Source organism: Lysinibacillus sp. CNPSo 3705 (assembly GCF_028674935.1).
Classification (GTDB): Bacteria; Bacillota; Bacilli; order Bacillales_A; family Planococcaceae; genus Lysinibacillus.
On sequence record NZ_JAQZSD010000005.1, the window covers coordinates 72,415 to 98,662 of the forward strand.

A 26,248-nucleotide genomic window follows, 5' to 3' on the forward strand; every position below is an offset into this window, starting at 1 on the left:
CGCTAGTCCTAAACTTTATTAAAGGACTAGCGTTTCTTATTATATAGAGTGGATTGTTGCAAAGTATGGTGCTTGACCGTGACGGAAGTAGGTTAATAAATAGCCATTTTTTTGTACAATTTTGCCATTCGAGAAATTTTGGTAATCTACATGGTGCGGAATAATAAGGGTATGTTTAAACAACTCTTTTTCAGATAGATTGAAGCTGGCGAATTCCTCACCTGCAATTGCAGGGTTTTCACGTAAGGCCGTATAAAGTGCTTTCTGTTGTTCCTCTGTAGGGCGCTCCTTCCACCATAATTTACGTGGCTGGAACTGCTGTGCCATTAAATAATCTAGTTGCATTAGACTTTGAATGATCGTTAAATTAGCACCCTCTACAGTTTCTAAAAACATTAATAAACGACGGAATAAATCCTCAAGCTGATGACCGATACGAGACCAACCTTTTGTTTCCCAATAAGTACCGAAGTTTTGGAAGAAATCAAATGGTGTTTCAAATACTTCAGTTACTAAGTATTCAATTGTATGATCCATACGATGATCGTTCCAATATTTCTCAAGTACATCCTCTGCATGTTTAATGCGTACTATATCATCAAACGTTAAGACATTGTTGGAGAAAATCTCGTAAGGAGATTGGTCCACATACGTATAGCCGAATTTTTCAGCCTCTAGACGAAGGCCAGTACCGCGCAGCAGTTTAAGGAATCCAAGCTGTAATTCTTCTGGTCGCATTGCGAAAACATCATTAAAGGTTTGACGGAAGCTTGCATAATCCTCCTCCGGTAAACCAGCGATTAAATCTAAATGCTGATCAATCTTTCCACCTTCTTTGACCATCGTCACTGTCCGTGTTAGCTTTTCAAAGTTTTGACGGCGCTTTACAAGAGTATTTGTTAAATCATTCGTTGATTGAACACCAATTTCAAAACGGAAAAGACCTTTAGGGGCGTTATCATTTAAAAACTGGATAACTTCAGGACGCATAATATCTGCCGTAATTTCAAATTGGAATACAACTCCTGGCTTATGTTCATCGATTAAAAATTGGAACATTTCCATGGCATAGCTGCGGCTTATATTAAATGTACGGTCGACAAATTTAATAGTACGTGCACCATTGTCCATCAAGAATCGGATATCTTCTTTTATTTTTTCTCGGTTGAAATACCGAACACCTACTTCAATAGAAGATAAACAAAATTGACAGCTAAATGGACAGCCTCGACTTGTTTCAATATATTGAATTCGTTTGCTTAGATGAGGGAGGTCCTCTTCAAAACGAAATGGACTTGGTAACTCACGTAAATCTATTTTGGGTGCTTGTGCGTGAATGCGTACTTTACCATCCTCTAAGTAGCAAATCCCTGGAACATCGTCTAATGCAATTTCTCCATGCAAATAGCGTAGTAACTGTTTAAAGGAGGTTTCTCCTTCACCCATAACAATGAAATCAACCTCTTCAATTCTACGTAACCAATGGTGGGCATCATAAGAAACCTCAGGACCACCGAGCAAAATTTTAACATTTGGACAGACAGTTTTTAACATTTTGATGACGTGAATAGTTTCTTCAATATTCCAAATATAGCAACTAAATCCTACAATATCAGGTTTTTTTTGGAATAAATCTGATACAATATTAAAAGCAGGATCTTTAATTGTATATTCTGCAATAATTGGATTAAATTCTGGTAAAGCTGCACCTTTTAAATAACGCAATGCTAAATTTGTGTGAATATACTTTGCGTTTAAAGTAGTTAAAATAGTATTCATGCAATAATCTTCCTTTCAATTTCTAATTGTAACAGTCAAGTAGCTGTCATACAATATAATCCTTTTTACCTATTTATTTTGTGAACAGTTCGTGAAATAATTTTTATACTTAAATTTACTAAATTTTGTAATAATAGATTCGTGCAGTCATAAAGTATAGTAAAGGCTCAAAATTCGATTAAGAGGTTTTTACTCTTTTGAAAGGTTCGGTGAGAAAGTTGAAGCAAAATGATATTAATCAATGTTTTGGAAATCTTATGACAAGTACTTCGTCACCAACACTTATTCTTAATAAAGCAGGGAAAATTTTAAACGTGAATGAGACGGCTATTAAACTTTTTAATCTCAATTCAACGTATATTGGCTATTTAACTATGGACGAGCCATCTAATTTAAAATGGGCGAAATTCGTTAAACAATTAGAAAATGATTTAAGATCAGAAGAAATCTTCAATATTCAAACAAATGGTAATGAGTATGAAATGATGTCCTTCAAATGTTTTTATGATCCAAACACAGAGGAAATTGTTGCGCAAATTTCAACGTTAAATAATGACATAGCTCATGAATTATATGTTAGTCAAGAGCAGGAGAGATCACAATCTCTCAATGCTTATGATCACTTACCGTATGCTGTTATTATAAGTGACGCTAGCGGGATAATTCTTGGGCTAAATAAGTATGCTGAAATGTTTTTAAGAACCGAAAAATCGCTGCTACTTCATAAGGCACATCAGCACATATTCGATGCATTTACATTGAAGAAGGGTCAAATTACAACATACCTTTCTAAACTGATGGGCGAAAAGCATGCAAGTATTCATGTAGTTGATGAAACTATAGTTACTAGCCCTTGCTATTATGAAATTTCGAGTATCTTTGATGAATATAACAATATTATTGTCACAGTCATTAATGATGAAACAGAAAAGAAACAACTTCAACATAAAGTTGAACATCAACAAGCTTTAAATGTTGTCGGTCAAATGGCTGCAAGTATCGCCCATGAAATTCGTAATCCATTAACTTCTTTGAAGGGCTTTACCGAATTGCTAAAACTAAATGCAGATGAAGAGTCACGCATGTATTTATCTGTCATCGATAGTGAGCTTCAACGGATGGAACAAATTTTATCCGAGCTTTTAGTATTGTCCAAGCCAACATGTATGAAAGTAGAATTATTAGAGCTAGATCACATTGTAAAGCAAGTGATTGAGTTTATGCTTCCAGATGCGCTTATGAAAAATGTTATGATTCAATACATTTCTCCTTCTACACAAGTATACATTGGTGGCAATGAGAATCGTTTAAAGCAAGTATTCATGAATCTTATTAAAAATGCGATGGAATCCATGAATAATGGTGGAACGATTACAGTAGAAATGAATGTTAGTGACTGTGCGATTGTAGAGTTACTGATTAAAGACGAAGGTGTCGGTATGGACAGTGCTACCCTTCAAAACTTATTCCAACCTTTTTACACGACAAAATCAACAGGGACGGGACTAGGTCTTGCATTCGTGAAAAAGGTGATTGAGGAGCATGAAGGTGTAATAGGTGTGAATAGTGAATTACAGAAGGGTACATGCTTCCACCTGCAATTCCCGATATACACATTTAATCAGATGGATACAATGGATGTTTCCACGAAAGATTCTGCTTATTTAGTAACATAAAAAGCGTCTGAGTGGTAAATTAAACTACTGTGAAAAACTTAAAATCAAATATTGCTTTTGACAATGCTTTTCTAATGTCGCTATAATGGCATGTATAAAACGCGAATTGAGAGGAAAAGGATATGACGTCAGAAGATATAAAGCAATCTTTAAAATTATATATAGTATTATCACGTGCACATAAAGCGATTAATGAGATGACCCATCAATTTTTTCAAGACAATGGATTAAATCCTACTGAATTTGCTGTATTAGAGCTTCTTTATCATAAAGGAAGACAGCCATTACAGCAAATTGGCAATAAAATTTTGCTAGCTAGTGGGTCTATTACGTATGTCATTGACAAACTTGAAAAAAGAGGGTATTTGTTGCGTGTCTCATGTCCATCAGATCGCCGTGTTACCTATGCAGAAATAACAGACAAAGGTGAAGCATTTATGGGAGAACTATTTCCAAAGCATGAACAGCATTTACATGAATTGATGAGTGCATTATCTGTTGAAGAAAAAGACCAAGCTATCACCTTATTAAAAAAATTAGGCCTGTCTATTAAAGACTTATCTTATTAAAAAGAGTTGTCTCAATGAGTTTGAGGCAACTTTTTTTGTTGTTTTGGAAGAAGTTAAATTGTACGCCAACAAATCCCTCTTACATCATTTGCGTCATAGATAAGGCGGGAGCGAGCACAGGCGAAGGACTAAGTATCCTGAGTGCTTTAAAGCCCACGTGATCGTTCCTAACGCCTGCAGGAACGAAAATCAGCCCTACAATAAAATAAAGGCTCTGTTAAAGTAGAACGTTAATAGTTGGAACCTGTTGAGCTTCTTGCTATAATTTCTAAACGAAACATAGCAGCATTAGTCGACAACAAGTTTTTGAAAAAATAACACAACCAACATAAAAAAGACTATAGAGCAAACAAGTTTGTCTATAGTCTTTTTTGAATTATTATTTTTTAGCAATAGTTGCTGCCATTTTAAGCATAGCATCTGTTAAATCTAATTCGTCGTTATCGTGAATTGTTAGTTTTGTAATTAAACCGTCTTTTTCAAAAACAACGCCGATTACTTTTTCTTTATCTTCTTTAAAATGTACAACATAACCCTCAATGTTTTTAACATCTTTAAATGCAGCTAGATCCTCAGAAGATAAAGATGATGGTTCACCAACAGCATTCATATAATCTTGCATAGATGTTTTTGCATCTTCATATTTTGTTTGTGACGCATCAATAGATTCGATACGCATAAATACATTAGGATTGTCTTTAAAAACTAACATGTCTTTACCTGGTTCTTCTGGGGTAAGTGTAAATCCAGGTAGTTGGTGCACTTTATAGTCTTGATCAGCACTTTTAGATTCCGTTGCTTTTTCAGTCTTGTCTACACCTTTTTGTACATATTTAACTTCTTGTTCTTTTTTAGTTGTATTGTCTTTATTGTCTTTATTATCCTTATTTGTTTCATTTGATGTCGGCGTTTCTTGTGATTCATCTACAGTTGTATCCTTAGATGATGGTTGTTGCTGTTCAGTCGGTGTATTTGATGGCTCATTTTTTTGAGCATCAGAATCCTTTGTTTCAGAAGTATTACATCCTACAACTAAAACAGCTGTTAGTAATAATGCCGGTACAGAAAATAATTTTTTTTGCATGAAAAGCCCTCCCTTTCTTAATTAAACGCTAGTAAAGATAAAATGTTTCCAAATTTTAATGTTATCATGTTAAAGGTAACACTAAAAATAATAGTAGTACAAAAACTACATGGGTTACAATAACAAGTGGCATACTTTTACGCCATTCATATAAAAAGCCCCAAATAAGGCCTGTTACAAGTGCAGCGATCATACCAAGCATAAAGCCGCTTAATGCAATAGAGATTGCACATAATATCGCAGTTACAATAACAGCAAAAGTAGGACGCATAAAACGTTTCAGCTGTTGTTGAACATAGCCACGCCAAAAGATCTCTTCACCAATTGCAACAATGAATACGAGTAAAATATAGTGCCAAATATTTTGTGGTCCATAGTTTGTTAAAAATTTTTGTACTGACTGTACTAATGAATCATTAATGTATGGTGCAAGCCAATAGCCAAAGCGTATAATACCGTATGTTATTGTACCGTACCCAATACCGAAAAGTAAAAATTTCCAGGTAGGTAACTGATCTTCAATTTTACCTGCCAAAATGGCAATGGCGATACATACAAGTAAAGTAAATGCATATAGGTACCAAAATACAGCTTGGTTAGCAAAGGTATATGCAAGCATGCCATAAACGAATAATAAAGAAAGGAGCAATATTATTGTTTGTTTCGAATTTGTAAGCATTATTCGACCTCCATGCTTTTAATATTATCAAAAAAAAAGCCCCTTATCATCTATAAAGACAAATAGGGACTATTCAGACTATTAAGCCTCGTTTGTATATAAAATTTTGTAACGTTTATGGTTGACGACCGTTTTTTCTTCAATTTCAAGAGAATCGAAATTCGCCATGTATGTTAAATCAACGATCACCGAATTTTCATTTACTTTTTCTACTATACCTTGTAAGCCATCTTTAAACTCGATAATATTTCCAACTTCAGCTATTTTCACAGACAGTCAGCTCCTTCATCGACTAATAATATACAGTTTGCATGAAAAAATGGAAAACGTAAAGCTTTTTTTGAATAATTCATAATTTATTACACAAAATATTGAGAAGTGAGGAAAAGAAAAAATGGAAAAATACGAAAATATGCTTAAACAATTACAAAATGGGGAATTACATAGTATAGAAATAGAAAAGGAACAATTTTATGAGTTTCGAGAAGTACTTGTAAAACATCCTTTATTTAAACATTTTAGAGGTGAAGCCAAACAAAATGGACGCGTAATCTATACTTATCAAGAAGTTGCAAGAAGCTAATTTGTCGAACATTGTCGTAAGTTAATGCTGTAAGAAATGAAATATAAATGTATAATAATGGTATGATTATTTGTGTGTGGAGGGTTGTATGAATGGTCAATCTACTCTTGAAACAAATGGAGCAAACTCGTGAGATGATGATTCGCTCAGGTGTAGAGAACGGATTACAAAATGCAAAAACCATTCAACTGAGTCGCAGATTAGATCAGTTAATGAATACTTATTATAGACAGACAGCATTTGAAGAAGAAGAAGATCAAGAAGATTGAAAGAATGTTCCCGTATTTAGAATATAAACTTTTTAAATAATATGTTTAAAAAGTATTTTTTTGGAGAAAACTTATTTTGAACACAGCAACATTCTCATTTCCCCCTTTAGAGCAGTGATACCCCATCACTTGCTCTCTTTTTTTATCGTTATTTTATGCGAAATGGATTTAACTTCTTTCGGCGGTTGTCCAGCAAAAGGCATTTAGTACAAGATAGTGAAAGGAGTTTGAATTATCGCACTTATTAGACTACACTTAAATGATGAAAATAAGTGCTAATGATTGGTTACGTAGAATCGATAGCTTGGATAACAAAGGAGTATGTACATATGGGAAAAAAGAGTATTGCATTTATCGGCACTGGTGTTATGGGTGCTAGTATTGTAAAGCATTTATTAAAAGATGGTCATGAGGTGACAGTTTACACACGCACAAAGGAGAAAACGGAGCCGCTTTTAGCGCTAGGTGCAAAATGGGCAAGTACTCCAGCAGAGGCATTTAAAAATAAGGAAATTGCCTTTACAATGGTTGGATACCCTGCAGATGTAGAGGAAGTTTATTTTGGAGAAAACGGTTTATTTCAAACAGCTGAATCCGGCAATATTGTTATTGATATGACCACTTCCGAGCCAACATTGGCAAAGAAAATTTTTGAGCATGCCCAGAAGCTTGGAGTGGAAGCGCTAGATGCACCTGTTTCTGGAGGAGATATTGGAGCTCAAAATGGGACATTATCAATTATGGTTGGAGGTAGCCAGGCTACATTTAATAAAGTTTTATCAGTTATGAAACATTTTGGTGATAATATTGTTTATCAAGGTGAAGCTGGTGCAGGACAGCATGCTAAAATGTGTAATCAAATAGTTATTGCTTCAGGAATGATAGGTGTGTGTGAGTCACTTGCTTACGGTTTAAAGGCTGGGCTTGATTTACCAACAGTATTGCAATCCATTTCATCTGGTGCAGCAGGCTCTTGGTCATTAAGTAATTTAGCACCTCGTATGATCAAAGAAGATTATGCACCAGGTTTTTATATAAAGCATTTTGTAAAGGATATGAAAATTGCTTTAGACGAATCTAAAAAAATGGGGATTACATTACCAGGTCTAGCACTTGCTTATGATATGTATGAAAAGCTAGTGGAAGCAGGCTATGGTGAAAGCGGTACACAGGCTCTTTTAAAGGCGTATCAATAAAATACTGACTATAAAGAACGAAGAATTTTAAATTTTAGAAAACCCGAAGTATCATCTTATGAAAGGATGGATCTTCGGGTTTTTCATTTGATAAAGAGGCAGCTCACTAACACACAGAAAATAGTAAACTACGAAACATTACTCTTTATGAAAAAGTTTTGCGTCTAAAGAAAAACTAGATGCTCCTGCAAGTGCGAAGTATAAAGCAATTGCAGCTAAAGCTAAATCAAATTCATATCCAGCTAAGCCGTTTTCACCGATGAAGCCAACACTAAGCTTCGCCGTAAAAATGGCAACAATCATAGTCACTGTCAATAAAGCGCCAAAAAGTCTTGTACCTAAACCTAGAATAATTGCAACGCCACCGACTAATTCTATAATGGCAACAATATAAGCCATAAAGCCTGGAATACCAATGGCATCAAAATAATCAGCTGTAAAGCCGATACCACCTTGAAATTTTTGATATCCGTGAGCGGCAAAAATAAAGCCAAGCACCACACGTAAAATAGTTGAACCAATATTTTGCATAGTTTAAATAACTCCTTTTGTGTTTTTTTGCTTACGTTTCGTAACTTAGTTTATTTTTAAAAACAACTTTTGTCAAGTAACTTAATTTTATTTTTAAAACTGATTTTCGGAAAAATGATATACTCTTATATATGAACGAAGTACTTAGGAGGCAGGTAAAATTGGATCAAAAAAAAATTTGCCCACGATTTGAAAGGGCGCTAAAAATATTAAATCATAGCTGGAATACCCTGCTTATTTATCAGTTATTAGAAGGTTCTCAACGGTATTCAACCATTAAAAAACAAATGGGTATTAGCAGCCGCGTGTTAACGGAAAGATTAAAAGAATTAGAGATAGAGAACATTGTGAAACGCACTGTTATTCCATCGACACCAGTGGTGATTGAATACGAGCTAACAGAAAAAGGACATGCACTTGCGCCGGTCCTAAAAGCAATTGAAAAATGGTCGTCTACGTGGGTAGATATAGAAAAATAGTAAAAAGGATATCCAAGCGAGGGGGCTTGGATATTTTTTTATTTTGAAGATGTAATCTTTTGTATTCCACAGAGAAGGCTAAGATTCGTTTACTTTAGAGTGTTAGGTAATTAAAAATAATTGTATATTGTAAATAGTGTAAATTTTCTTTAAACAAAAGGTATTTTTTATTACATAAGGGAATTTATTTAATATTATAGAGAATGGGGAGGGGGTTTTTATGAAGCGGAATTCAGTAGTAAATGCACAGCATCGGAGCCAGTTAGCTCTTTATTTATCACTGCCAATTTTATCGTGGGCATTTTATGATTTTGCGAATACAATATTTTCTTCAAATATTAATACTATATTTTTTCCTTTTTATATGGATGAAATTTTAGGGACCAATGAGGTAATGCAGCAGGTGGCAAGCACGTTTATTTCTTATGCGAATGCCATTGCTAGCTTTTTTCTCGTCGTTTTTTCACCACTTTTTGGTGTATGGATAGATAATACGGGGTATAAAAAGAGATTTATCGTGTGGTTTGCGTCTATCTCAATCTTTGCCACCTTTATGATGGGGGTTTTTGCGAATCTACAGACGTCAACAAATTATTCAGGTGTGCCACTTAGTTTATTTTTAGTTGTAGTTAGCTTTATCATTGCAAAATTTTTCTTTAATTCAAGTCTAGTGTTCTATGATGCAATGATGAGTGATTTAGGGACAAAAGAAGAAATGCCCCTTATTTCTGGCTATGGGGTAGCGATTGGATATCTTGGTACAATTCTTGGGTTACTTGTTTATTTGTATGTAGGAAATAGTGGATTCCATCGAGCATTTATTCCAACTGCAATTTTATATTTGTTATTTTCTTTGCCATTATTTTTTATTAATAAGGATACACCAATTTCAAGGTCTCAGCGCAAGCCTATTAAATTTTTAGATGGCTATAAGGAAATTGTTCAAACCTTTAAAGACATGAAGCAATATAAAACTATTTTCACCTTTATGATTGCTTATTTCTTTTTAAATGATGCCATTGCAACAACCATTGCAATGATGGCTGTATATGCAACAACGATTGTTGGCTTTACATCGGGTCAATTTATCGTGCTTTACTTAGTGTCTACGGTTTCAACTATTATAGGCTCTTTTACATTTGGTTATATAACAAAAGCGATAGGAGCCAAACGTGCGATTACTATGGTAGCGCTATTAATGATTGTCGCTTTAACATTTGCTGTCTTTGCGACAGAGCAATGGATGTTCTGGCTTGCAGGTAGTATGTTTGGCGTATCGCTAGGATCCATGTGGGTAACATCTAGAACATATATTATTGAATTGTCTCCAGAAGACAAAAGGGGTCAGTTTTTTGGCTTATTTGCATTTTCGGGTAAAGTATCGTCCATTATTGGGCCGGCAGTTTATGGAACGGTCACATTATGGATGAAAGATTACGGAACGCTAGCAAGTCGTGTTGCATTATCGACATTAATTGTGATGACGCTAATTGGCCTATTGGTACATCTGAAAGTTAATGGCCCAAAAGTTGGGGATGGTATTTGAAAAAACGTATGCACGCCTAGTTAAGCGCCCTGTTAGAATGGAAATCAACCCAATGTTATGAAAGCAACCCATGTTCAAAATAAAATTGGAAAAAGCAAGTAGGAGAAATGTATTGCCTATGATACAATTGAATTATAAATTAAATTAAATTGTAGTTGAGGAGAAAGGAGCGGGGTTGCTTTGGAACATAAAGGTATATTGTTAGAAAGTGGCACTAATGAGCTAGAAATTGTTGAATTTGAAGTAGCGAACAATAAATTTGGTATTAACGTTATTAAAGTAAAGGAAATCATTCAACCGATTCCAGTAACATTTATTCCACACGCGCACCCGCATGTAGAAGGGATAATTCAATTACGAGGTGAGGTTTTACCAGTAGTTGATATGCTCCGAGTATTAGGGATTCAAAAGGCAGAGCGTAGTCCTCAGCAAAAATATATTGTAGCTGAGTTTAATAAACAGCGCGTAGTATTCCATGTAGATAATGTAACGCAGATCCACCGTATTTCATGGGATCAAATCGAGAAACCTTCTGATATGTATCAAGGAGGAACATCACAAGTAATTGGTGTTATTAAGCAAAATGAACAGATGATTTTATTACTAGATTTCGAAAGAATTATGGTGGATATAAATCCGGATTCTGGTATTAGTGTAGAATCCGTTAAAAAGCTCGGTAAACGTGAGCGTTCTGAAAAACGAATTTTAATTGCTGAAGATTCACCGTTACTACGTAAGCTCTTATTCGATACTATGAATGAGGCAGGTTATGCGAATGTTGAATTCTTTGAAAATGGACGTGATGCTTATGAATATCTCGAAACTATCGTCAAAGGTGGTAACGAAGTAGCCGAGCATATTCAATTAGTTGTGACAGACATTGAAATGCCACAAATGGATGGGCATCATTTAACACGTAAAATAAAAGAGCATCCTGACCTTCAAAAGCTTCCAGTTATTATTTTCTCAAGCTTAATTACGGATGATCTTCGTCATAAAGGTGACCAAGTAGGTGCAGAGGATCAAATTAGTAAGCCTGAAATTGCGGAGCTTATTTTACGTATAGATCAACTTATCTTATAAAAATAAGTTTTTCTCAGGGTTTAACAATAAAGATTAAGGTACTTCACAATAATAATAATGGGTATCCTGAAAGTATATTCATAATTTTAAGAAGTCGGATGCCTTTTAGGCTCCGGCTTTTTTGTATAGATAAATGATGCTTGGAACAAAATAATAAGGGTCAACTTGTCTATAAAACTTTGACGTGAGTATCATGACACTGGCAAGCTAAGAGCCCACAGCTTTGTATCTACAGACCGAAGAGGCTAAAAATGAATGTACGCGTTAAGGAAGTGATTATTTGAATGATTTAAAAACGGCTATCATCGATATTGGCTCTAACACTATCCGATTAGTATTGTATCAATACGATAAAGAAGAGGGACTTCGTGAGATTGGAAATATTAAAACAGTTGCACGGTTACGTACATATTTACAGCCCTCTGGTGAAATGTCTGAAGAAGGTATACAAGTATTAACAGAAACATTATTGACTTATAAAGCAATGCTCGATGATTTTGAGGTGATTGATGTTAAAGCTGCTGCAACAGCTGCAATCCGTCAGGCAACAAATAGAGCAAAAATTATTACCGTCATGAAAGAACGAACAGGCATTCAAATAGAGCTATTATCTGAAGAAGAAGAGGCCTATTATGGCTTTGTTGCTGTAGCGCATTCAATAGGCACGAAGTCTGCTGTAACGATTGATATTGGTGGTGGTAGTACAGAAATAACGCTTTTTGAAAATAAAGAACTACAGAAATCTTATAGTTTTCCTTTTGGTACAGTTTCTTTAAAGCAACGTTTTGTAAAGGGCGACATTATGAATGGTAGTGAAAAAAAGGAACTCATTGCATTTGTGAAAGAACAGTTCAAATCACTTCCATGGATTCAGGATATCGGTTTACCGATTATCGCCATTGGTGGAAGCGCTCGAAATGTTGCTCAAATTCATCAGCAAAAACATGCATATCCAATAGCAAGTGTACATGGCTACGAAATGACTAAGGAAAATTTAGTTGAGCTCAGTATGTTTTTAGGTAGTTTAAGTTTTAGTGAATTGAAGCAGTTAGATGGGCTTTCGGCAGATCGTGCGGACATCATCGCTCCTGCACTAGAGGTTTTCAATGTGTTAATGGAGGTCGTCGGCAGTAAGCTGTTCCAAATAACAAAGAAAGGTTTGCGAGAAGGACTCATTATACAGCGTATTTTGCAAACAGATAAAAGGGCGTTTGATAAATACAATGTGTTTGAGGGAAACGCTAAAAGATTGGCTCGTCAGTATGGTCGAACTGAAACAGAAGTGGACTATTTGACGCGATTAACGGATCAATTGTACCGTGAATGCTGTCGCTTCGGTTATTTACAACATAATCCAAAAGATTTGCAATTATTGGCGAAAGCGGCAAAGGTTTTTAATATAGGGGAGTATATTGAGTTAAGTTCGGCGAGTCAGCATACCTTTTATTTAATTGCGAACCAATCAATCGATGGGCTAAATCATAAAGAGCGTGTGAAATTAGCACTTTTAGCCTCGTATAAAAATAAAGATTATTTTCAGCTATTCGCTGCTCCTTTTACAGAATGGATGAGTCGTGAGGAGTATCGTAAAATACGAGACTTTGGCGCACTTTTAAAATTTGTCTATGCGTTAAATGTATCTAAAAGAAAGATAGTACGTTCCATTAAGATGCAAACAAAAGAGGATTATGTTCAGCTTAACATCTATGTGAAACATAATGCGGCTGCTGAAAAATATCAAGCAAATCGACATAAAAAACATCTAGAACGCGCACTAAAAATACCTATAAAAATAAACTTTATTGAAGAAGGGTTGAACAATTATGACAACTGAAGTTACGAATAATGAGTTAGGTGAAGGAAATTTAACAGAAGCACAAGGTCGTTTACTAGAGGAAATCGCTAAGCCGCAATACTATAATAATCGTGAATTAAGCTGGTTAGCCTTCAACGAACGAGTTTTAGAGGAAGCAGAGGATAGCAACAATCCTCTGTTAGAACGGTTGAAATTTTTGGCGATATTTAGCTCGAATCTAGATGAATTTTTTATGGTGCGTGTTGCGGGTCTACAGGATCAGGTACGTGCAGGTTTCCATAAGCCTGAAAATAAGTCAGGCTTAACACCAAAAGAACAATTAGCAAAAATTGCAGAACGAACTCAGGCATTAGTGCGCCGACAAACTGAAGTATATAGACATTTAATATATGATTTATTACCACAACATAATGTACATATTGCAGACATGAAAGACTTAAATAGCACACAGAAAGCATTCGTCAATGAAATGTTTGCAGAAACAATCTTCCCTGTTTTAACACCCGTAGCTGTAGATGCTTATCGTCCCTTCCCGACCTTACTTGGTAAAACTTTAAACTTACTTGTATTATTAGAGCAAAATGAAGCCGACTCAGAAAATCGTGAAAAGATAGCGATCGTACAAGTTCCATCCGTCTTAGATCGTTATATTAAAGTACCATCAGCAGATGGAGAGACAGTTATTGTCTTATTAGAAGACGTGATTGTAGCGCATATCGAGAAGCTCTTTTATGGTTACAGTGTCAAATCTGCACAGGCTTTCCGTTTGACACGTAATGCTGATTTAACGATTCATGAGGAAGGAGCAAGAGATTTACTTGTAGAAATTGAAAAAGAGTTGAAAAAACGTAAATGGGGTGTAGGGAGCCGTCTAGAAGTTCGTGAGGGCGAGATGAGCGAGGAAGTTCTTACATACTTACTAGAAGAATTTGAAATTGAAGAAACGGATGTTTTTCATATCAATGGACCGCTAGATTTAACATTTATGTTCTCGTTTGTAAAAGGCATATCGGTTGGTCGGGAACATTTAGAATATGAAAGCTTTATTCCACAGCCACCATTAGATTTGCAATCGGATGAAAATATTTTTGAAAAAGCTCTGCAACAAGATATATTTTTCCATCACCCATATGAGTCATTTGCGCCAATTGTAGATTTTATCTCAGAAGCGGCCGTTAATCCGAACGTCTTAGCGATTAAACAAACATTGTATCGTGTTAGTGGGAACTCACCTATTATACAAGCATTAAAGTTCGCTGCGGAAAATGGTAAACAGGTAACAGTGTTAGTTGAATTGAAGGCACGTTTTGATGAAGAAAATAATGTGCATTGGGCAAAGCAACTTGAGCAAGCGGGCTGCCTAGTCATTTACGGTATGAATAACTTAAAAACTCACTCGAAAATAACGCTTGTTGTAAGTCGTCGAAATGGAAAAATTGAACGTTTTGTACATCTTGGGACAGGAAATTATAATGATGCAACTGCAAAAATTTATACAGATATGGGTATAATAACAACAGATAAGGAATTTGGCATTGATGCTACTAACTTCTTTAATTATTTAAGCGGTTATACAGAAAAGCCAACTTTTAATCATTTAGTCGTGGCGCCATTTGATATTCGAGATGAATTTATTCGATTAATGGATGAAGAAATTGCTTGTCATAAAAAGCATGGGAATGGTTTTATTCGAGCTAAAATGAATTCACTAACGGACAAAGACTTAATGATGAAGCTGTATGAGGCGTCGATTGCAGGTGTGAAAGTAGAGCTTATCATTCGTGGGATTTGTTGCATTCGACCAGGCATCCCTGGAATTAGTGAAAACATAACAGTAACGAGTATTGTTGGTCGTTTCCTTGAGCATTCTCGTATTTATTGGTTCCATCATAATGGGGAAAATAAAGTATACTTATCTTCTGCGGATATGATGACTCGTAATATGATTAAACGCGTGGAAATTTTATTCCCTGTATATGCAAGCGAAGCAAAAGCTCGTATTATTAACATCATGAATACACAACTTAAGGATACAGCAAAAGCTCGGATTCAAGACTCCAATGGGAAATATCATTATAAAGAGTTTGACCGTGGTGCAGATCCAATTAATAGTCAGGAAATTTTCCTAAAGGATGCACTAAAACCTACGCTAGACGAAGAATAAAGCAAACACGCTACTTAGTGAGGGATATAATGAAAAAATATAAAGAGAGTGTAGCGCAATTTGCAGACTATCATCAATGCATACAGCTCAACCCATTTGATGCAATCGTATGTTTAAAAAAAGTTGATACAAAAGCGTTTGAAGTCGTAAATTTTAACGAAAAGCTACCGTCATTTATTAAGCTACAAGATGTGAAAGCCACCAACGCAGAACAATTTTTTACGGAGCAATGTTGGCTACAATTATCAAAAATAATACAACAAGAATTTAATAAAGACCAAAGTCTAAAGGAACGTACGGAGCACACAGTAAAAACATTTATTGTTCGTATACAGCCCTTAGAAAAATCAGTGATAGCCGTTATTCTACGGGAGAAACAGAATGAGGTAGAACCGTATTTGCAATTTGTGGAACAGCATGTAAGTCCGGTATTAACAACTGATTTACAAGGTCGCATTATTCACCAAAACGTTGTTGCCACTTCTCTATTGTCTAAAGAACATCAAAGCTTGATAGGGCAAAATATTTTTTCATTATTAGAGAGTAAGTATATCAACGAATTTAAATTATTATTTGCAAAAACTATTGAGGGCTCAGCATTTGGTATGCCCCAATGTATGTTTAAAGGTCAATTGCTTAGTAAAGAACCATTTTATTTAAGAACGCATCCAACGTACTTTAATGGTGAAATTTTAGGTGTGCACTTATTTGTGAAAGAGGCCACTTCATTTATGAATGATCATGAGGCCTTTTATTACCTAGCATTAATGGATGAATTAACGGGTATTTGGAACCGCAAGGCTTTTAAGGAACATTGGCTTCAGCATTTAAATGGTAAAAAGCATAATAAGCAAGCGGCTATTATTTTAGTGGATATTGATCGCTTTAAAAAGTTTAATGAATCCCTTGGTGAAAGTAAGGGTGATGAACTTATGCGAATGTTTAGCCATAGACTTCGTGAGCTCTGTTATTCCAAATGCTCGCTTTATCGTTATAATAGCGATGAATTTATTTTTGTGTTAAAAGATGCAACCGTCAACAAAATTGAACTTACGGCAAATGCTATTTTAGACACATTAAAGCAACCATTTATGATTGATGGGCAGGAATACTTTATTAGCGTGTCAATTGGTATTTCACTCAGTCCAGCAGATGGCAAGGATTTAGAAACACTTGTACGTAAAGCAGATAAAGCATTGTTTTCTGTAAAAGAGCATGGACGTTCACATTACCGTTACTATCGTGAAGATATGACAACTATTTTTCCAAATGAAGCGCTAATGGAGGCCCATTTACGCCGTGCTATCGAATTTAATGAGCTAAGTATCCATTTACAGCCACAAATGGATTTAATGAATAACAGCATCAATAGTTTTGAGGCATTATTACGATGGAATAATCGAAAATTTGGCTTTGTGTCTCCTGCACAGTTTATCCCTATTGCGGAGGCATCCGGCTTAATAATTGAAATCGGTGATTGGATTATTGACGAGGTATGTCGCTATCAAAAAGAGTGGCAGATGAAGGGCTATCGACCAGTGCGAATTGCCATCAATATTTCACCAAAGCAATTTAGGAAAGAGAACTTTGCTCGGAAAATTAAAACGGCCTTGAAAAAGTATAATGTGCCACCTGAATTATTAGAGGTGGAAATTACCGAAAGCTCCATGACAAATGTTCATGAAACATTTTCAATTTTAACCGAATTGAAGCAATTAGGTGTTTATGTTTCGGTTGATGATTTTGGGACAGGCTATTCATCTTTAAGCTATTTAAAGCGTTATCCGATAGATATCATAAAAATTGATCAATCATTTATAGCTGATATTACGAAAGATGATAAAAATGAGGCAATTATTAAGGCCATTATTTCAATGTCTCATAACTTGGGATTAGAGGTCATTGCTGAAGGGATCGAGGAGCCATCACAGGTTGATTTCCTAAAACGTCATTGTTGCCAAAAAGGCCAAGGCTTTTTATATAACAAGCCATTACCTGTAGAAACGATTGTTAATAAATATTTTGTCAGCTAATGTCAACAAGTCAAGTAGCACTTCATCGTGAATTGGATGAAGTGCTACTTTTTTAGCGTTTGACCAGATCACTCCACCACCGTTCAACCCGAGCAAAAAAGGGTCATCCCTAAACAAATCTCCTAGCTATCCGATCGAATAGTGGCTTTACCCGCAGTTTTTCGGGCAACTTGAATGAACGGAGCTACAGTCGGATTAGAAAATGACTTCACCCGAGTGCAATAAGCATCCGCATTAGCAAACACTATTAGCTATTTATATGCTACTTTCAATCCATCTAACACAATAGCTGTAAATTGCACCATTTCTGCTGATAAATCGAAGTCTTCATTATGGATTAACCAATCATAAACATTGGCACGCATACAACGCTGAATAATTGCTTGAATTTGACTCACTTCTAAATCTTGCCGAAACTCGCCAAGTTGAATACCTTCTTCGATATACGTGTTCATAATTTGGAAAATCATTCTTTGTGGATTAATTAAATAATGATCTTGTTCCACTTGATTCGTCATCGCAGCAGTATACACTGTTCGTAATAAATCTTTGCCAACAACATTAGTTAAATACTTCATTTGTTCTTTATACAGCAATAAAATTTTTTCACTTGGCGGCAATGTACGATCAATATTTTTTTCCACAGAGCCATAAAAACTATCTAGCTCTTTAAACTTTTCTAAAATAACATCGTACTTGGATGGAAAATGTGTGTAAAATGTTCCTTTTGATACATTACATGCTTTAGTAATTTGCTCAACAGATACATGCTCGAATCCATGTTTATTAAATAAATCTAATGAGACTTTGAGTAATTTTTCACGTGTTTCTAATGCCTTTAATTGTCGACTAGTTAATGAATTCATCTTTTGATTTTACCTCCATTTTTAAGGCTCATCACCAAATGTTGTGGATGACAGTTGTTAAAGACTGGCAACTCCTTAACATATTTTCAATGAAAAATATTCTGAAAATATAAATTTTTTAATTGACGAGATGGATTTATTTTGATTATGATTTAATTGACCGCGGTCAATGACTGCGGTCAATCAATAAATCTCGTTATTAATGTTACGATAAAAGTGTAGAGTTTGGCTAGTGTTCATTGAATTTTCAAGTTAGGGGGAGGTCAACAATGACGGAGAAATTAGGTTTTATCGGTTTAGGCAATATGGGGTTACCGATGTCAGTCAATTTATTAAAGGCTGGCTATAAGGTATATGGCTTTGATACGAATTCACAAGCAGTGGAGCAATTTAAAAAAGAAGGTGGAGTTGGGCTTCCAACAGCAAAGGAGGTTGCTGAGCAAAGTGATATTATTATGACGAGCTTGCCGACACCACAAGTAGTGGAACAAGTATATAAAGCTGAACAGGGTATAATGCACCATGCTAAGAAAGGAAGTTTATTAATAGACTTTAGTACGGTAAATCCCGAATTGAATGATTCCTTATATAAGGAAGCACAATCATTAGGATTACGTTATCTTGGGGCACCTGTTAGTGGGGGTGTTATAGGGGCTATTCATGCAACACTTACGATAATGGTTGGTGGTGAAGAAGAAAATTATCAAGCTGGCTCTGAAATATTCCGAATAGTAGGAAAAAACATTTTCCATTTAGGTACATCCCCAAGTGTAGGTACACGTATTAAATTACTCAATAATTTAATGATTGGATTCTATACAGAAGCAGTCGCTGAAACAATCGTGCTTGGTGAAAAGATGGGTATTCATGCAGATACGCTGTATGAAGTATTAAGTAATAGTTATGGTCAAAGCCGTATTTATGAGCGTAATTATTTAGAATACATGAAAAATGACAACTATCAGCCAGGCTTTTCTACAAATCTATTATTAAAAGATTTGAAGCTAGCGCAAGATATGGCAGAAGAAGCAGGGGTACCACTTCGAATTGGGGAAAAATTAGTGGATCTTTATCGTGATATTACTCAGCAGGGCTATGGAGAACATGATATGTCTGCAGCTTATTTAAGTTTAAAAGAACAATGTAAAATTGAACAAATATAAAGGGGGACTAGAAGTATGACGACAGCACAAGAGGTTAAAACTTTAACGCACTTTATTGGTGGAGAACTAGTAGAAGGGAAAAGCGGACGCTTCGGTTCAGTATTTAATCCAACGACGGGTGAGGTCATTGCCAAGGTGCCACTTGCTACTGTAGAGGAAACTCGAGAGGCAATCGATAAAGCACAGGCAGCATTTCCACAATGGAGAGATACGTCAGTAGCTAAACGTGCCGACATTGTATTAAAGTTCCGTAATCTTATAACTGACAATATGGAGGAGCTTTTACAAATTATTTGTACAGAAAGCGGTAAAACAATCGAGGATGCGAAAGGTGAAATTACACGCGGAATAGAGTCTGTTGACTTAGCTATCAATGCACCTCATTTCATGAAGGGAGAGTACTCCGTTAATGTTGGTGGTGACATTAATGCCTACTCTGCAAAATATCCATTAGGGGTTGTAGCAGCTATTTCGCCATTTAACTTCCCAATCATGGTGCCTTTAGCGCAAACAAGTATGGCAATTGCTGTCGGGAATGCAGTTATTTTAAAAGCTTCCGAACGTGTTCCTATGACTGCTTTATTTGTTAGCGAGCTTTGGAAAAAGGCTGGGTTACCAGATGGTATTTGGACGGTAGTAAATGGAGATAAAGATGCAGTAAATGAACTATTAAAAAACCCGAGTGTGGAAGCAATTTCATTTGTAGGGTCGACACCAGTTGCCAAATATATTTATGAAACGGGCTCGAAATACGGTAAACGTGTCACAGCACTTGGTGGAGGAAAAAACCATATGGTTGTTATGCCTGATGCAGATCTGGATCAGGTAGCAAATGCGTTTATTGGAGCAGCATATGGAGCAGCCTCTCAACGTTGTATGGCTATTTCTACGATTATGCCTGTTGGAAAGGAAACTGCAGATCGTCTTGTTGCAATATTAAAGGAGAAAATCGCTAATTTGAAGGTAGGCTCTTATACAAATCCTGAAACAGACTTTGGCCCTGTCATTTCACAGCAATCGAAGGAAGCGATTATTGCTGCGATCAATCGGGGAGAGTCTGAAGGGGCAACAGTTGTCTGTGATGGTCGTGAACTTGATATTGTCAAAGATTCAAAAGGATTCTTTGTAGGGCCAACATTGTTAGATAACGTAAAACCAGGTATGGAAATTTATGAACAAGAAATATTTGGTCCAGCGCGAAATGTTGTACGTGTTGATTCGCTGGACGAAGCAATCCAACTTATTAATAAGCATGAGCTTGGAAATGGGGTAACCATTTTTACGAATGACGGTTTAGCAGCTCGTAAATTTACAACAGAAATCGATGTTGGAATGGTGGGTGTGAATGTACCAATTCCAATCCCGGTAGGCTACCATAACTTTGCTGGATTTAAAGGCTCCCGTTTTGGAGAGGGGCATATGTTTGGTCCAGATCAAGCACGCTTCTTCACAAAAACAAAAACAATATCAGAGCGTTGGATGACAGGGCATGCTTCGACAGCATCGACGTTTGCATTTCCTAGTAATAACGACTAATACCAAATGAAGAGCTGTATTCACGTGCAGCTCTTTTTTTCTAAAAGAATAAGAGGGGGATGGGATGTTAGAATACATTGGGCTTTTTGGTAGTTTAGCGTTACTTGTGTATTTAACGATGAGAGGCGTAAATTTACTGATTTCAGCACCATTGACTGCATTGCTAGCGGCCATAACGAATGGTCTAGCATTTTTTCCACAAACAGCAGATGAGAATCAAGCTAACTTCTTAACAAGTTATATGGATGGGTTCACTGGATTCGTCGGCTCATGGTATTTAATGTTTATGGCAGGAGCCATTTTCGGAAAGGTAATGGAAGATACGGGAGCAGCGGATAGTGTTTCTAAATGGATTGTAGAAAAAATTGGAGTGAAATATGCAGCCTATGCAGTAGTACTTGCCGCAGCTGTACTAACGTATGGCGGTGTCTCGGTGTTTATCGTAGCCTTTTCCGTATATCCAATGGCTATTAGTTTATTCAAGGAAGCTAATTTTCCTCGGCGCTTTATTCCTGCTGCATTAGGGTTAGGCTCTGTAACGTTTACGATGACCTCAGCAGGTTCACCGGAAATTCAAAACTGGATTCCTATTCCATACCTTTATACAACGCCATATGCTGGATGGGAAGTAAGTATAGTTGTTGCAATTTTTATGGCAATTGGTGGATCAGCGTGGCTAAATTGGATGATTAAACGTGCAGTAAAAAGCGGAGAAGTATTTATTGAACGATCTAATGATCCAGTAGTTGATGAATCTCGTAAGCTTCCGAGTCCAATTCTAAGTCTTGTGCCTCTATTAGTAGTTTTAGGTATTTCCTTTGTGTTCCATGATTCTCTTGGAACTTCAGCTTTAATTGTAGCATTAACGGGTGGATGTATAACGGCTTATTTAGTGAGCTCTAAATATTCAAAACCTGTCGGAGCAACACTAGCAGCTGGCGCTATGGGTGCCGTTGTAGCAATTGCTAATACAGCAGCAGTGGTTGGTTTTGGTGGTGTAGTAAAAGCTACTCCTTCATTTGTGGCAACAGTTGACGTCATGACAAATATTCCTGGAAGTCCATTAATTGGTGGTGCATTAGCCATTGCTGTAATAGCAGGATTAACAGGCTCGGCTTCGGGCGGACAAACAATTGCCATGCCTTTACTTGCTCCGCACTATATTGATATGGGAGTAGATACGGAGGCATTACATCGTACAATTGCTATTGCATCGGGATCCCTCGATTCATTACCTCATGGTGGTTATGTAGTGACAACTATCAATTCTGTATGTAATGAAAAGCATAAAGATGCTTATATGCCATTTGGTGCCTTAACCGTCATTATACCTATAATAGGTACAATTCTGGCTATTATATTATTCTCACTAGGAATGTAGGGGGGCTAAGCGTGAAAGGAAAAACAGTTTTTATTACAGGTGCAGCCCGTGGTATCGGGTTATCCATGGCACTAGCGTTTGCTGAGCAGGGAGCGAATGTCGTGATAACAGATATTCATGAACAGCTTTTAGCGGAGGCAATTAAACACTATCCGCAATTAACAGCATACACATGTGATGTTACGAATGAACAAGCAATTTGTGATGCGATTGACTTTACTGTTAAAAAGTTTAAGACAATCGATATTTTAATTAACAACGCTGGGTTTCAGCATGTTGCTCTTATAGAGGACTTCGCGACAGAAATCTTCGAATCCATGCAAAAAGTGATGCTTGTTGCACCTTTTATAGCAATGAAATATGTCTTACCACATATGAAGAAAAATAAGTTTGGACGCATTATTAATATGGCATCCATTAATGGCGTTATTGGGTTTGCAGGTAAAGCAGGCTACAATGCTGCCAAACATGGGCTAGTTGGTTTAACGAAAGTGGCGGCACTAGAGGTTGCAACTGAAGGGATAACCGTGAATGCGATTTGTCCAGGGTATGTCGATACAGAATTAGTACGTAATCAGTTTACGGATTTGGCAAAAACAAGGGGAATTCACGTAGAAGAAGTGCTTGAGCAAGTGCTTTATCCACTCGTTCCTCAAAACGTTTACTAGATGTATCGGAAGTTACGGGGCTAGCACTTTATTTGGCAAGTGATATCGCGAAGGGTATAACAGGTCAAGCAATACTTTTGGATGGCGGTTATACAGCACAATAGCTTAGGGGGATTAGATATGATTCAAACAAAAACAATCTATACGGTTCATTCGCCAGGAACGATCGTTTATGGACGCGATTCTTTTGAAGAAGTAGGCGATTATGCAAAAAAATTGGGGACTAAGGCTCTTATCATTAGTGATCCAATAATGGATAGTTTAGGCTTTGTTCATCAATGTAGTGCTTTGTTAAGAGCTAGTGGTTTAGAAGCGATTTCATATTTAGGCGTAACAACGGAACCAGTAGATACGTATGTAGCGGAGGGGCTTCATAAATTACAATCCGAGGGCTGCGATATTATTATTTCCGTCGGTGGTGGAAGCTGTATCGATACAGGAAAAGCAATCGCAGTAGTTGCAACGAATGGTGGCTACATTGGTGATTATATGAAAATGGCAAAAATAGCTGAGCAAGCACCAATCCCACATATTGCGATACCAACAACGGCTGGCACTGGTTCGGAAGCCACGGATGCAACAGTTATTACGAATACTAAAAATGATGTGAAGATGATGATAAAGCAACCTGTATTTATGCCAACCATCGCCATTGTAGATCCGATTTTAACGGTTACCTCTCCACCCGCTATCACAGCAGCGACTGGTATCGATGCATTAAGTCATGCTATTGAAAGTTATTTATCTCGTTTAGCACATCCTTATTCAAATGTACTGGCACTATCAGCCATGGAGTTAATCGTTAATAATATTTTAAAAGTTTATGAGCAAGGTAACGATATTGAAGCGAGGGAAGCGATGTCGCTAGGCTCAATGCAAGCAGGTCTTTCGTTTTCAAATGCCTCTGTTGCTTTAGTACATGGCATGTCTCGTCCAATTGGAGCGTTATTCCATGTGCCCCACGGTATTTCAAATGCCATGCTTTTACCAGCAGTATTAGAATTTTCAAAGGATGCTTGTGTCGATCGACTAGCGGATTTAGGTAAATTTTTTAATAGAGATAATGAGCATTTATCTCAAGAGGAGCTTGCCGATTTAGCCATTGTTTCGATAAAGGGAATGTGCAAGAAGATGGATATAGGGAATTTAAAACAGTGGGGAATTGAAGAACAAGCCTTTTACGCTGCTATTCCAAAAATGACAGCTGATGCAATTGCTAGCGGTAGCCCTGGAAATAATCCTAAGGTTCCGACACAGGAAGAGCTAATGGAGCTTTATAAAATAGCCTTTCATTATGAGTTTTAAAATTTCGAACAGAACTGTCTAAAAAAGGGTTACAAATCATATTTAATGTGTAACTCTTTTTTTATTGATTATGTTAAAAGATTTGAACAGAGTGAGGGGGAATAGGCTAGAAAATCGCCTTTTTCTAACCACAGATGGCTTACTAGAATGTCCCCCATGAACCATATTCAAACCTTATTAACATTTATAATTCTTTCTTCAACACTGAGGATCAAGAGAGCATTTGGTCAATGTTAAAGAATATCAAAAAAATGGTGTCAGAGATAGCACCACTATCGTTTTTTGGAAAGTTACTATTGCAAAGGAAGCCACTAGAGCGAGTAATCAAGAAGCGAAAACAGCGCGTCAGTAAAATACGCTCACAACTTAAGAATCTCTGCTAATAGGACTGCCCCAATTGTTTTGAAGAAATAATATGACATATACGAGAAAATATAGTAATATTTATATGAATCACTATTCATTTTTTAAGGGGGAAATCGTATGTTGCAGGGGCAAACAATTATTATAACGGGTGGATCAAATGGTATGGGGCTTTATATGGCAAAGAAATTTGTTGCTGAAGGGGCAAATGTTGTCATTACAGGTCGTAACGAGGAGCGATTAGCAGAGGCGAAAGCCTTTATATTAGAGGCTGGAAAAACGATTGAAACGTTCCGAATGGATGTTCGAGTACCTGAGCATGCAGAGGCAATGCTAGCATTTGCTGTTGAAAAGTTTGGACAAGTTGATGGGCTTGTGAATAATGCAGCTGGAAATTTTATAGTGCATGCAGAGGATTTATCACCAAATGGTTGGAAGACTGTTATTGATATTGTTTTAAATGGAACATTCTTTTGTTCTTCGGCAGTCGGTAAGTACTGGATTCAAAATAATATAAAGGGATCTATTCTTAATATGGTTGCAACATACGCATGGAACGCAGGTGCTGGTGTTATTCATTCGGCAGCAGCTAAAGCAGGTGTATTGTCATTAACTCGAACGTTAGCTGTTGAATGGGGGAAACAATATGGCATTCGGGTAAATGCAATTGCTCCTGGTCCAATTGAGCGTACAGGTGGTGCGGAAAGGCTATGGGAATCAGAGGCTGCAGCTGCTCGTACGTTAGACTCTGTTCCATTAGGCCGGATAGGTACTCCTGAAGAAATTGCAGATTTAGCTACATTTATAATGTCTAATAAAGCAAGCTATATGAACGGTGAATGTGTGACACTTGATGGCGGGCAATGGCTTAATCAGTATCCATTCTAACTTGTTTAGCATTTTTTTCTGTAGCGGAAGCGAAGTGACAGCTGTTATTTTGTAGAGGCTAATTGATAACAAAAACTTTGCATAATGGAGAGCCGGGTTGACGCATACTAAGGGTAAAGAAAGGAGTTTTGCCGAATGGGTATGTGGTTAATACCGGCTCTTATTGCCATTACGATTATTTCTGCCATTTCACTTGTGTCGACGCTGAAAATTGCTAAAATGACGTCTAAACGGAAATCAGAAAACGATACACCGATTTCTGAAACCGTTGAAGAGTATGCGACGATGCTCAACCCAGTTGTTTGGGTATACATCATTTTTTTACTCTTTTTAGGAATAATGATTTTTTATTACTGGAGTAAGGCTGGATATTAAGTAAATAATATCTTCATTCAGTTTATATTCATAAATAAGGCTGAATGAAGATATATCTCCATCGCCCTCAAATACCCTCGTATATATGCACTTTCGATACTTAGTTTTGTTCAAAATGCTAAAATAATTCGTTGCTTTATCAAAACTCTTCTCGACCTTGTCGTGGTCATAAAAGGAATAGTTATGATATGATAAAAGGGAAGCATCCTGTTCTGC

23 protein-coding genes and 1 pseudogene are annotated in these 26,248 nt (G+C 36.5%); 18 read left to right on the forward strand and 6 right to left on the reverse strand.

Translation table 11 applies throughout. The features are described from left to right. Nucleotides 1-39 precede the first annotated feature (39 nt). Nucleotides 40-1,779, reverse strand: a complete 1,740-nt coding sequence (locus PVA17_RS03265; RefSeq protein ID WP_132357811.1) for a B12-binding domain-containing radical SAM protein — start codon at nucleotides 1,777-1,779, stop codon at nucleotides 40-42. A gap of 197 nt (nucleotides 1,780-1,976) precedes the next feature. On the opposite strand from PVA17_RS03265, the gene PVA17_RS03270 reads away from it, so the two are divergent. Both PVA17_RS03270 and PVA17_RS03275 read left to right on the forward strand, forming a co-directional pair. After that, complete coding sequence (locus PVA17_RS03270; protein ID WP_274066876.1) at nucleotides 1,977-3,455, forward strand: PAS domain-containing sensor histidine kinase; 1,479 nt, start codon at nucleotides 1,977-1,979, stop codon at nucleotides 3,453-3,455. A gap of 122 nt (nucleotides 3,456-3,577) precedes the next feature. Beyond that, nucleotides 3,578-4,024 (forward strand): MarR family winged helix-turn-helix transcriptional regulator, encoded by a 447-nt coding sequence (locus PVA17_RS03275; RefSeq protein WP_132357807.1) that lies wholly within the window; start codon nucleotides 3,578-3,580, stop codon nucleotides 4,022-4,024. A gap of 379 nt (nucleotides 4,025-4,403) precedes the next feature. On the opposite strand, the gene PVA17_RS03280 is transcribed toward PVA17_RS03275, so the two are convergent. From PVA17_RS03280 to PVA17_RS03290, 3 genes are all read right to left on the reverse strand, one after another. Beyond that, on the reverse strand, nucleotides 4,404-5,108 hold the full coding sequence (locus PVA17_RS03280) for a hypothetical protein (protein WP_132357805.1): 705 nt from the start codon (nucleotides 5,106-5,108) through the stop codon (nucleotides 4,404-4,406). A 64-nt stretch (nucleotides 5,109-5,172) separates the two neighbouring features. Then, nucleotides 5,173-5,787 (reverse strand): CPBP family intramembrane glutamic endopeptidase, encoded by a 615-nt coding sequence (locus tag PVA17_RS03285; RefSeq protein ID WP_132357803.1) that lies wholly within the window; start codon nucleotides 5,785-5,787, stop codon nucleotides 5,173-5,175. Nucleotides 5,788-5,868: 81 nt separating this feature from the next. Then, nucleotides 5,869-6,057, reverse strand: a complete 189-nt coding sequence (locus tag PVA17_RS03290; RefSeq protein ID WP_132357801.1) for a YkvS family protein — start codon at nucleotides 6,055-6,057, stop codon at nucleotides 5,869-5,871. A 124-nt stretch (nucleotides 6,058-6,181) separates the two neighbouring features. Here PVA17_RS03290 and PVA17_RS03295 point away from each other — a divergent pair, with 124 nt between their 5' ends. The 3 genes from PVA17_RS03295 (at nucleotide 6,182) to PVA17_RS03305 (ending at nucleotide 7,835) form a co-directional block, all read left to right on the forward strand. Then, nucleotides 6,182-6,370, forward strand: coding sequence for a hypothetical protein (locus PVA17_RS03295; RefSeq protein ID WP_274066877.1), 189 nt, complete (start codon nucleotides 6,182-6,184; stop codon nucleotides 6,368-6,370). Between the two features lie 92 nt (nucleotides 6,371-6,462). Further along, nucleotides 6,463-6,639, forward strand: coding sequence for an aspartyl-phosphate phosphatase Spo0E family protein (locus PVA17_RS03300; RefSeq protein ID WP_132357797.1), 177 nt, complete (start codon nucleotides 6,463-6,465; stop codon nucleotides 6,637-6,639). A gap of 329 nt (nucleotides 6,640-6,968) precedes the next feature. Further along, entirely contained in the window at nucleotides 6,969-7,835 is an 867-nt protein-coding gene (locus tag PVA17_RS03305) for an NAD(P)-dependent oxidoreductase (RefSeq protein ID WP_274066878.1), read from the forward strand. Nucleotides 7,836-7,973: 138 nt separating this feature from the next. Here the strand turns inward: PVA17_RS03305 and PVA17_RS03310 are convergent, their stop codons facing one another. Then, complete coding sequence (locus PVA17_RS03310; RefSeq protein ID WP_132357793.1) at nucleotides 7,974-8,366, reverse strand: DoxX family protein; 393 nt, start codon at nucleotides 8,364-8,366, stop codon at nucleotides 7,974-7,976. A 161-nt stretch (nucleotides 8,367-8,527) separates the two neighbouring features. On the opposite strand from PVA17_RS03310, the gene PVA17_RS03315 reads away from it, so the two are divergent. The 6 genes from PVA17_RS03315 (at nucleotide 8,528) to PVA17_RS03340 (ending at nucleotide 17,487) form a co-directional block, all read left to right on the forward strand. After that, nucleotides 8,528-8,845 carry a winged helix-turn-helix transcriptional regulator gene (locus PVA17_RS03315; RefSeq protein ID WP_132357791.1) on the forward strand — a complete coding sequence of 106 codons (318 nt, stop codon included), beginning with the start codon at nucleotides 8,528-8,530 and terminating at the stop codon, nucleotides 8,843-8,845. A gap of 220 nt (nucleotides 8,846-9,065) precedes the next feature. Further along, on the forward strand, nucleotides 9,066-10,391 hold the full coding sequence (locus tag PVA17_RS03320; protein ID WP_274066879.1) for an MFS transporter: 1,326 nt from the start codon (nucleotides 9,066-9,068) through the stop codon (nucleotides 10,389-10,391). Nucleotides 10,392-10,571: 180 nt separating this feature from the next. Then, nucleotides 10,572-11,474, forward strand: a complete 903-nt coding sequence (locus tag PVA17_RS03325; protein ID WP_132357787.1) for a chemotaxis protein — start codon at nucleotides 10,572-10,574, stop codon at nucleotides 11,472-11,474. 280 nt (nucleotides 11,475-11,754) lie between these two features. After that, nucleotides 11,755-13,308, forward strand: coding sequence for a Ppx/GppA family phosphatase (locus PVA17_RS03330; protein ID WP_274066880.1), 1,554 nt, complete (start codon nucleotides 11,755-11,757; stop codon nucleotides 13,306-13,308). Beyond that, nucleotides 13,298-15,454: an RNA degradosome polyphosphate kinase gene (locus tag PVA17_RS03335; protein WP_274066881.1), complete on the forward strand. Its 2,157-nt coding sequence runs from the start codon at nucleotides 13,298-13,300 to the stop codon at nucleotides 15,452-15,454. Before PVA17_RS03330 ends, PVA17_RS03335 begins: the two co-directional genes overlap by 11 nt. A gap of 29 nt (nucleotides 15,455-15,483) precedes the next feature. Next, on the forward strand, nucleotides 15,484-17,487 hold the full coding sequence (locus PVA17_RS03340) for a putative bifunctional diguanylate cyclase/phosphodiesterase (RefSeq protein WP_132357781.1): 2,004 nt from the start codon (nucleotides 15,484-15,486) through the stop codon (nucleotides 17,485-17,487). 251 nt (nucleotides 17,488-17,738) lie between these two features. On the opposite strand, the gene PVA17_RS03345 is transcribed toward PVA17_RS03340, so the two are convergent. After that, a complete protein-coding gene (locus PVA17_RS03345) occupies nucleotides 17,739-18,353 on the reverse strand; it encodes a TetR/AcrR family transcriptional regulator (RefSeq protein WP_274066882.1) in 615 nt (204 codons plus the stop codon). 239 nt (nucleotides 18,354-18,592) lie between these two features. Here PVA17_RS03345 and PVA17_RS03350 point away from each other — a divergent pair, with 239 nt between their 5' ends. The 7 genes and pseudogenes from PVA17_RS03350 to PVA17_RS03380 all read left to right on the forward strand — a co-directional run bounded on the left by PVA17_RS03350 (nucleotide 18,593) and on the right by PVA17_RS03380 (nucleotide 26,032). Continuing rightward, complete coding sequence (locus PVA17_RS03350; RefSeq protein ID WP_274066883.1) at nucleotides 18,593-19,516, forward strand: NAD(P)-dependent oxidoreductase; 924 nt, start codon at nucleotides 18,593-18,595, stop codon at nucleotides 19,514-19,516. Between the two features lie 15 nt (nucleotides 19,517-19,531). Continuing rightward, nucleotides 19,532-21,052 carry a CoA-acylating methylmalonate-semialdehyde dehydrogenase gene (locus PVA17_RS03355; protein WP_274066884.1) on the forward strand — a complete coding sequence of 507 codons (1,521 nt, stop codon included), beginning with the start codon at nucleotides 19,532-19,534 and terminating at the stop codon, nucleotides 21,050-21,052. A gap of 64 nt (nucleotides 21,053-21,116) precedes the next feature. Continuing rightward, the gene (locus PVA17_RS03360) at nucleotides 21,117-22,433 is read left to right on the forward strand and encodes a GntP family permease (RefSeq protein WP_274066885.1); all 1,317 of its coding nucleotides are present in this window, start codon (nucleotides 21,117-21,119) and stop codon (nucleotides 22,431-22,433) included. Nucleotides 22,434-22,444: 11 nt separating this feature from the next. Then, a pseudogene (locus tag PVA17_RS03365) lies at nucleotides 22,445-23,205 on the forward strand (3-hydroxybutyrate dehydrogenase). Nucleotides 23,206-23,221: 16 nt separating this feature from the next. Further along, complete coding sequence (locus PVA17_RS03370; RefSeq protein WP_274066886.1) at nucleotides 23,222-24,406, forward strand: iron-containing alcohol dehydrogenase; 1,185 nt, start codon at nucleotides 23,222-23,224, stop codon at nucleotides 24,404-24,406. Between the two features lie 483 nt (nucleotides 24,407-24,889). After that, nucleotides 24,890-25,657: a 2,4-dienoyl-CoA reductase gene (gene fadH / locus PVA17_RS03375; RefSeq protein ID WP_274066887.1), complete on the forward strand. Its 768-nt coding sequence runs from the start codon at nucleotides 24,890-24,892 to the stop codon at nucleotides 25,655-25,657. Nucleotides 25,658-25,792: 135 nt separating this feature from the next. After that, complete coding sequence (locus PVA17_RS03380) at nucleotides 25,793-26,032, forward strand: short-chain dehydrogenase (RefSeq protein WP_132357765.1); 240 nt, start codon at nucleotides 25,793-25,795, stop codon at nucleotides 26,030-26,032. Nucleotides 26,033-26,248: the final 216 nt, after the last annotated feature.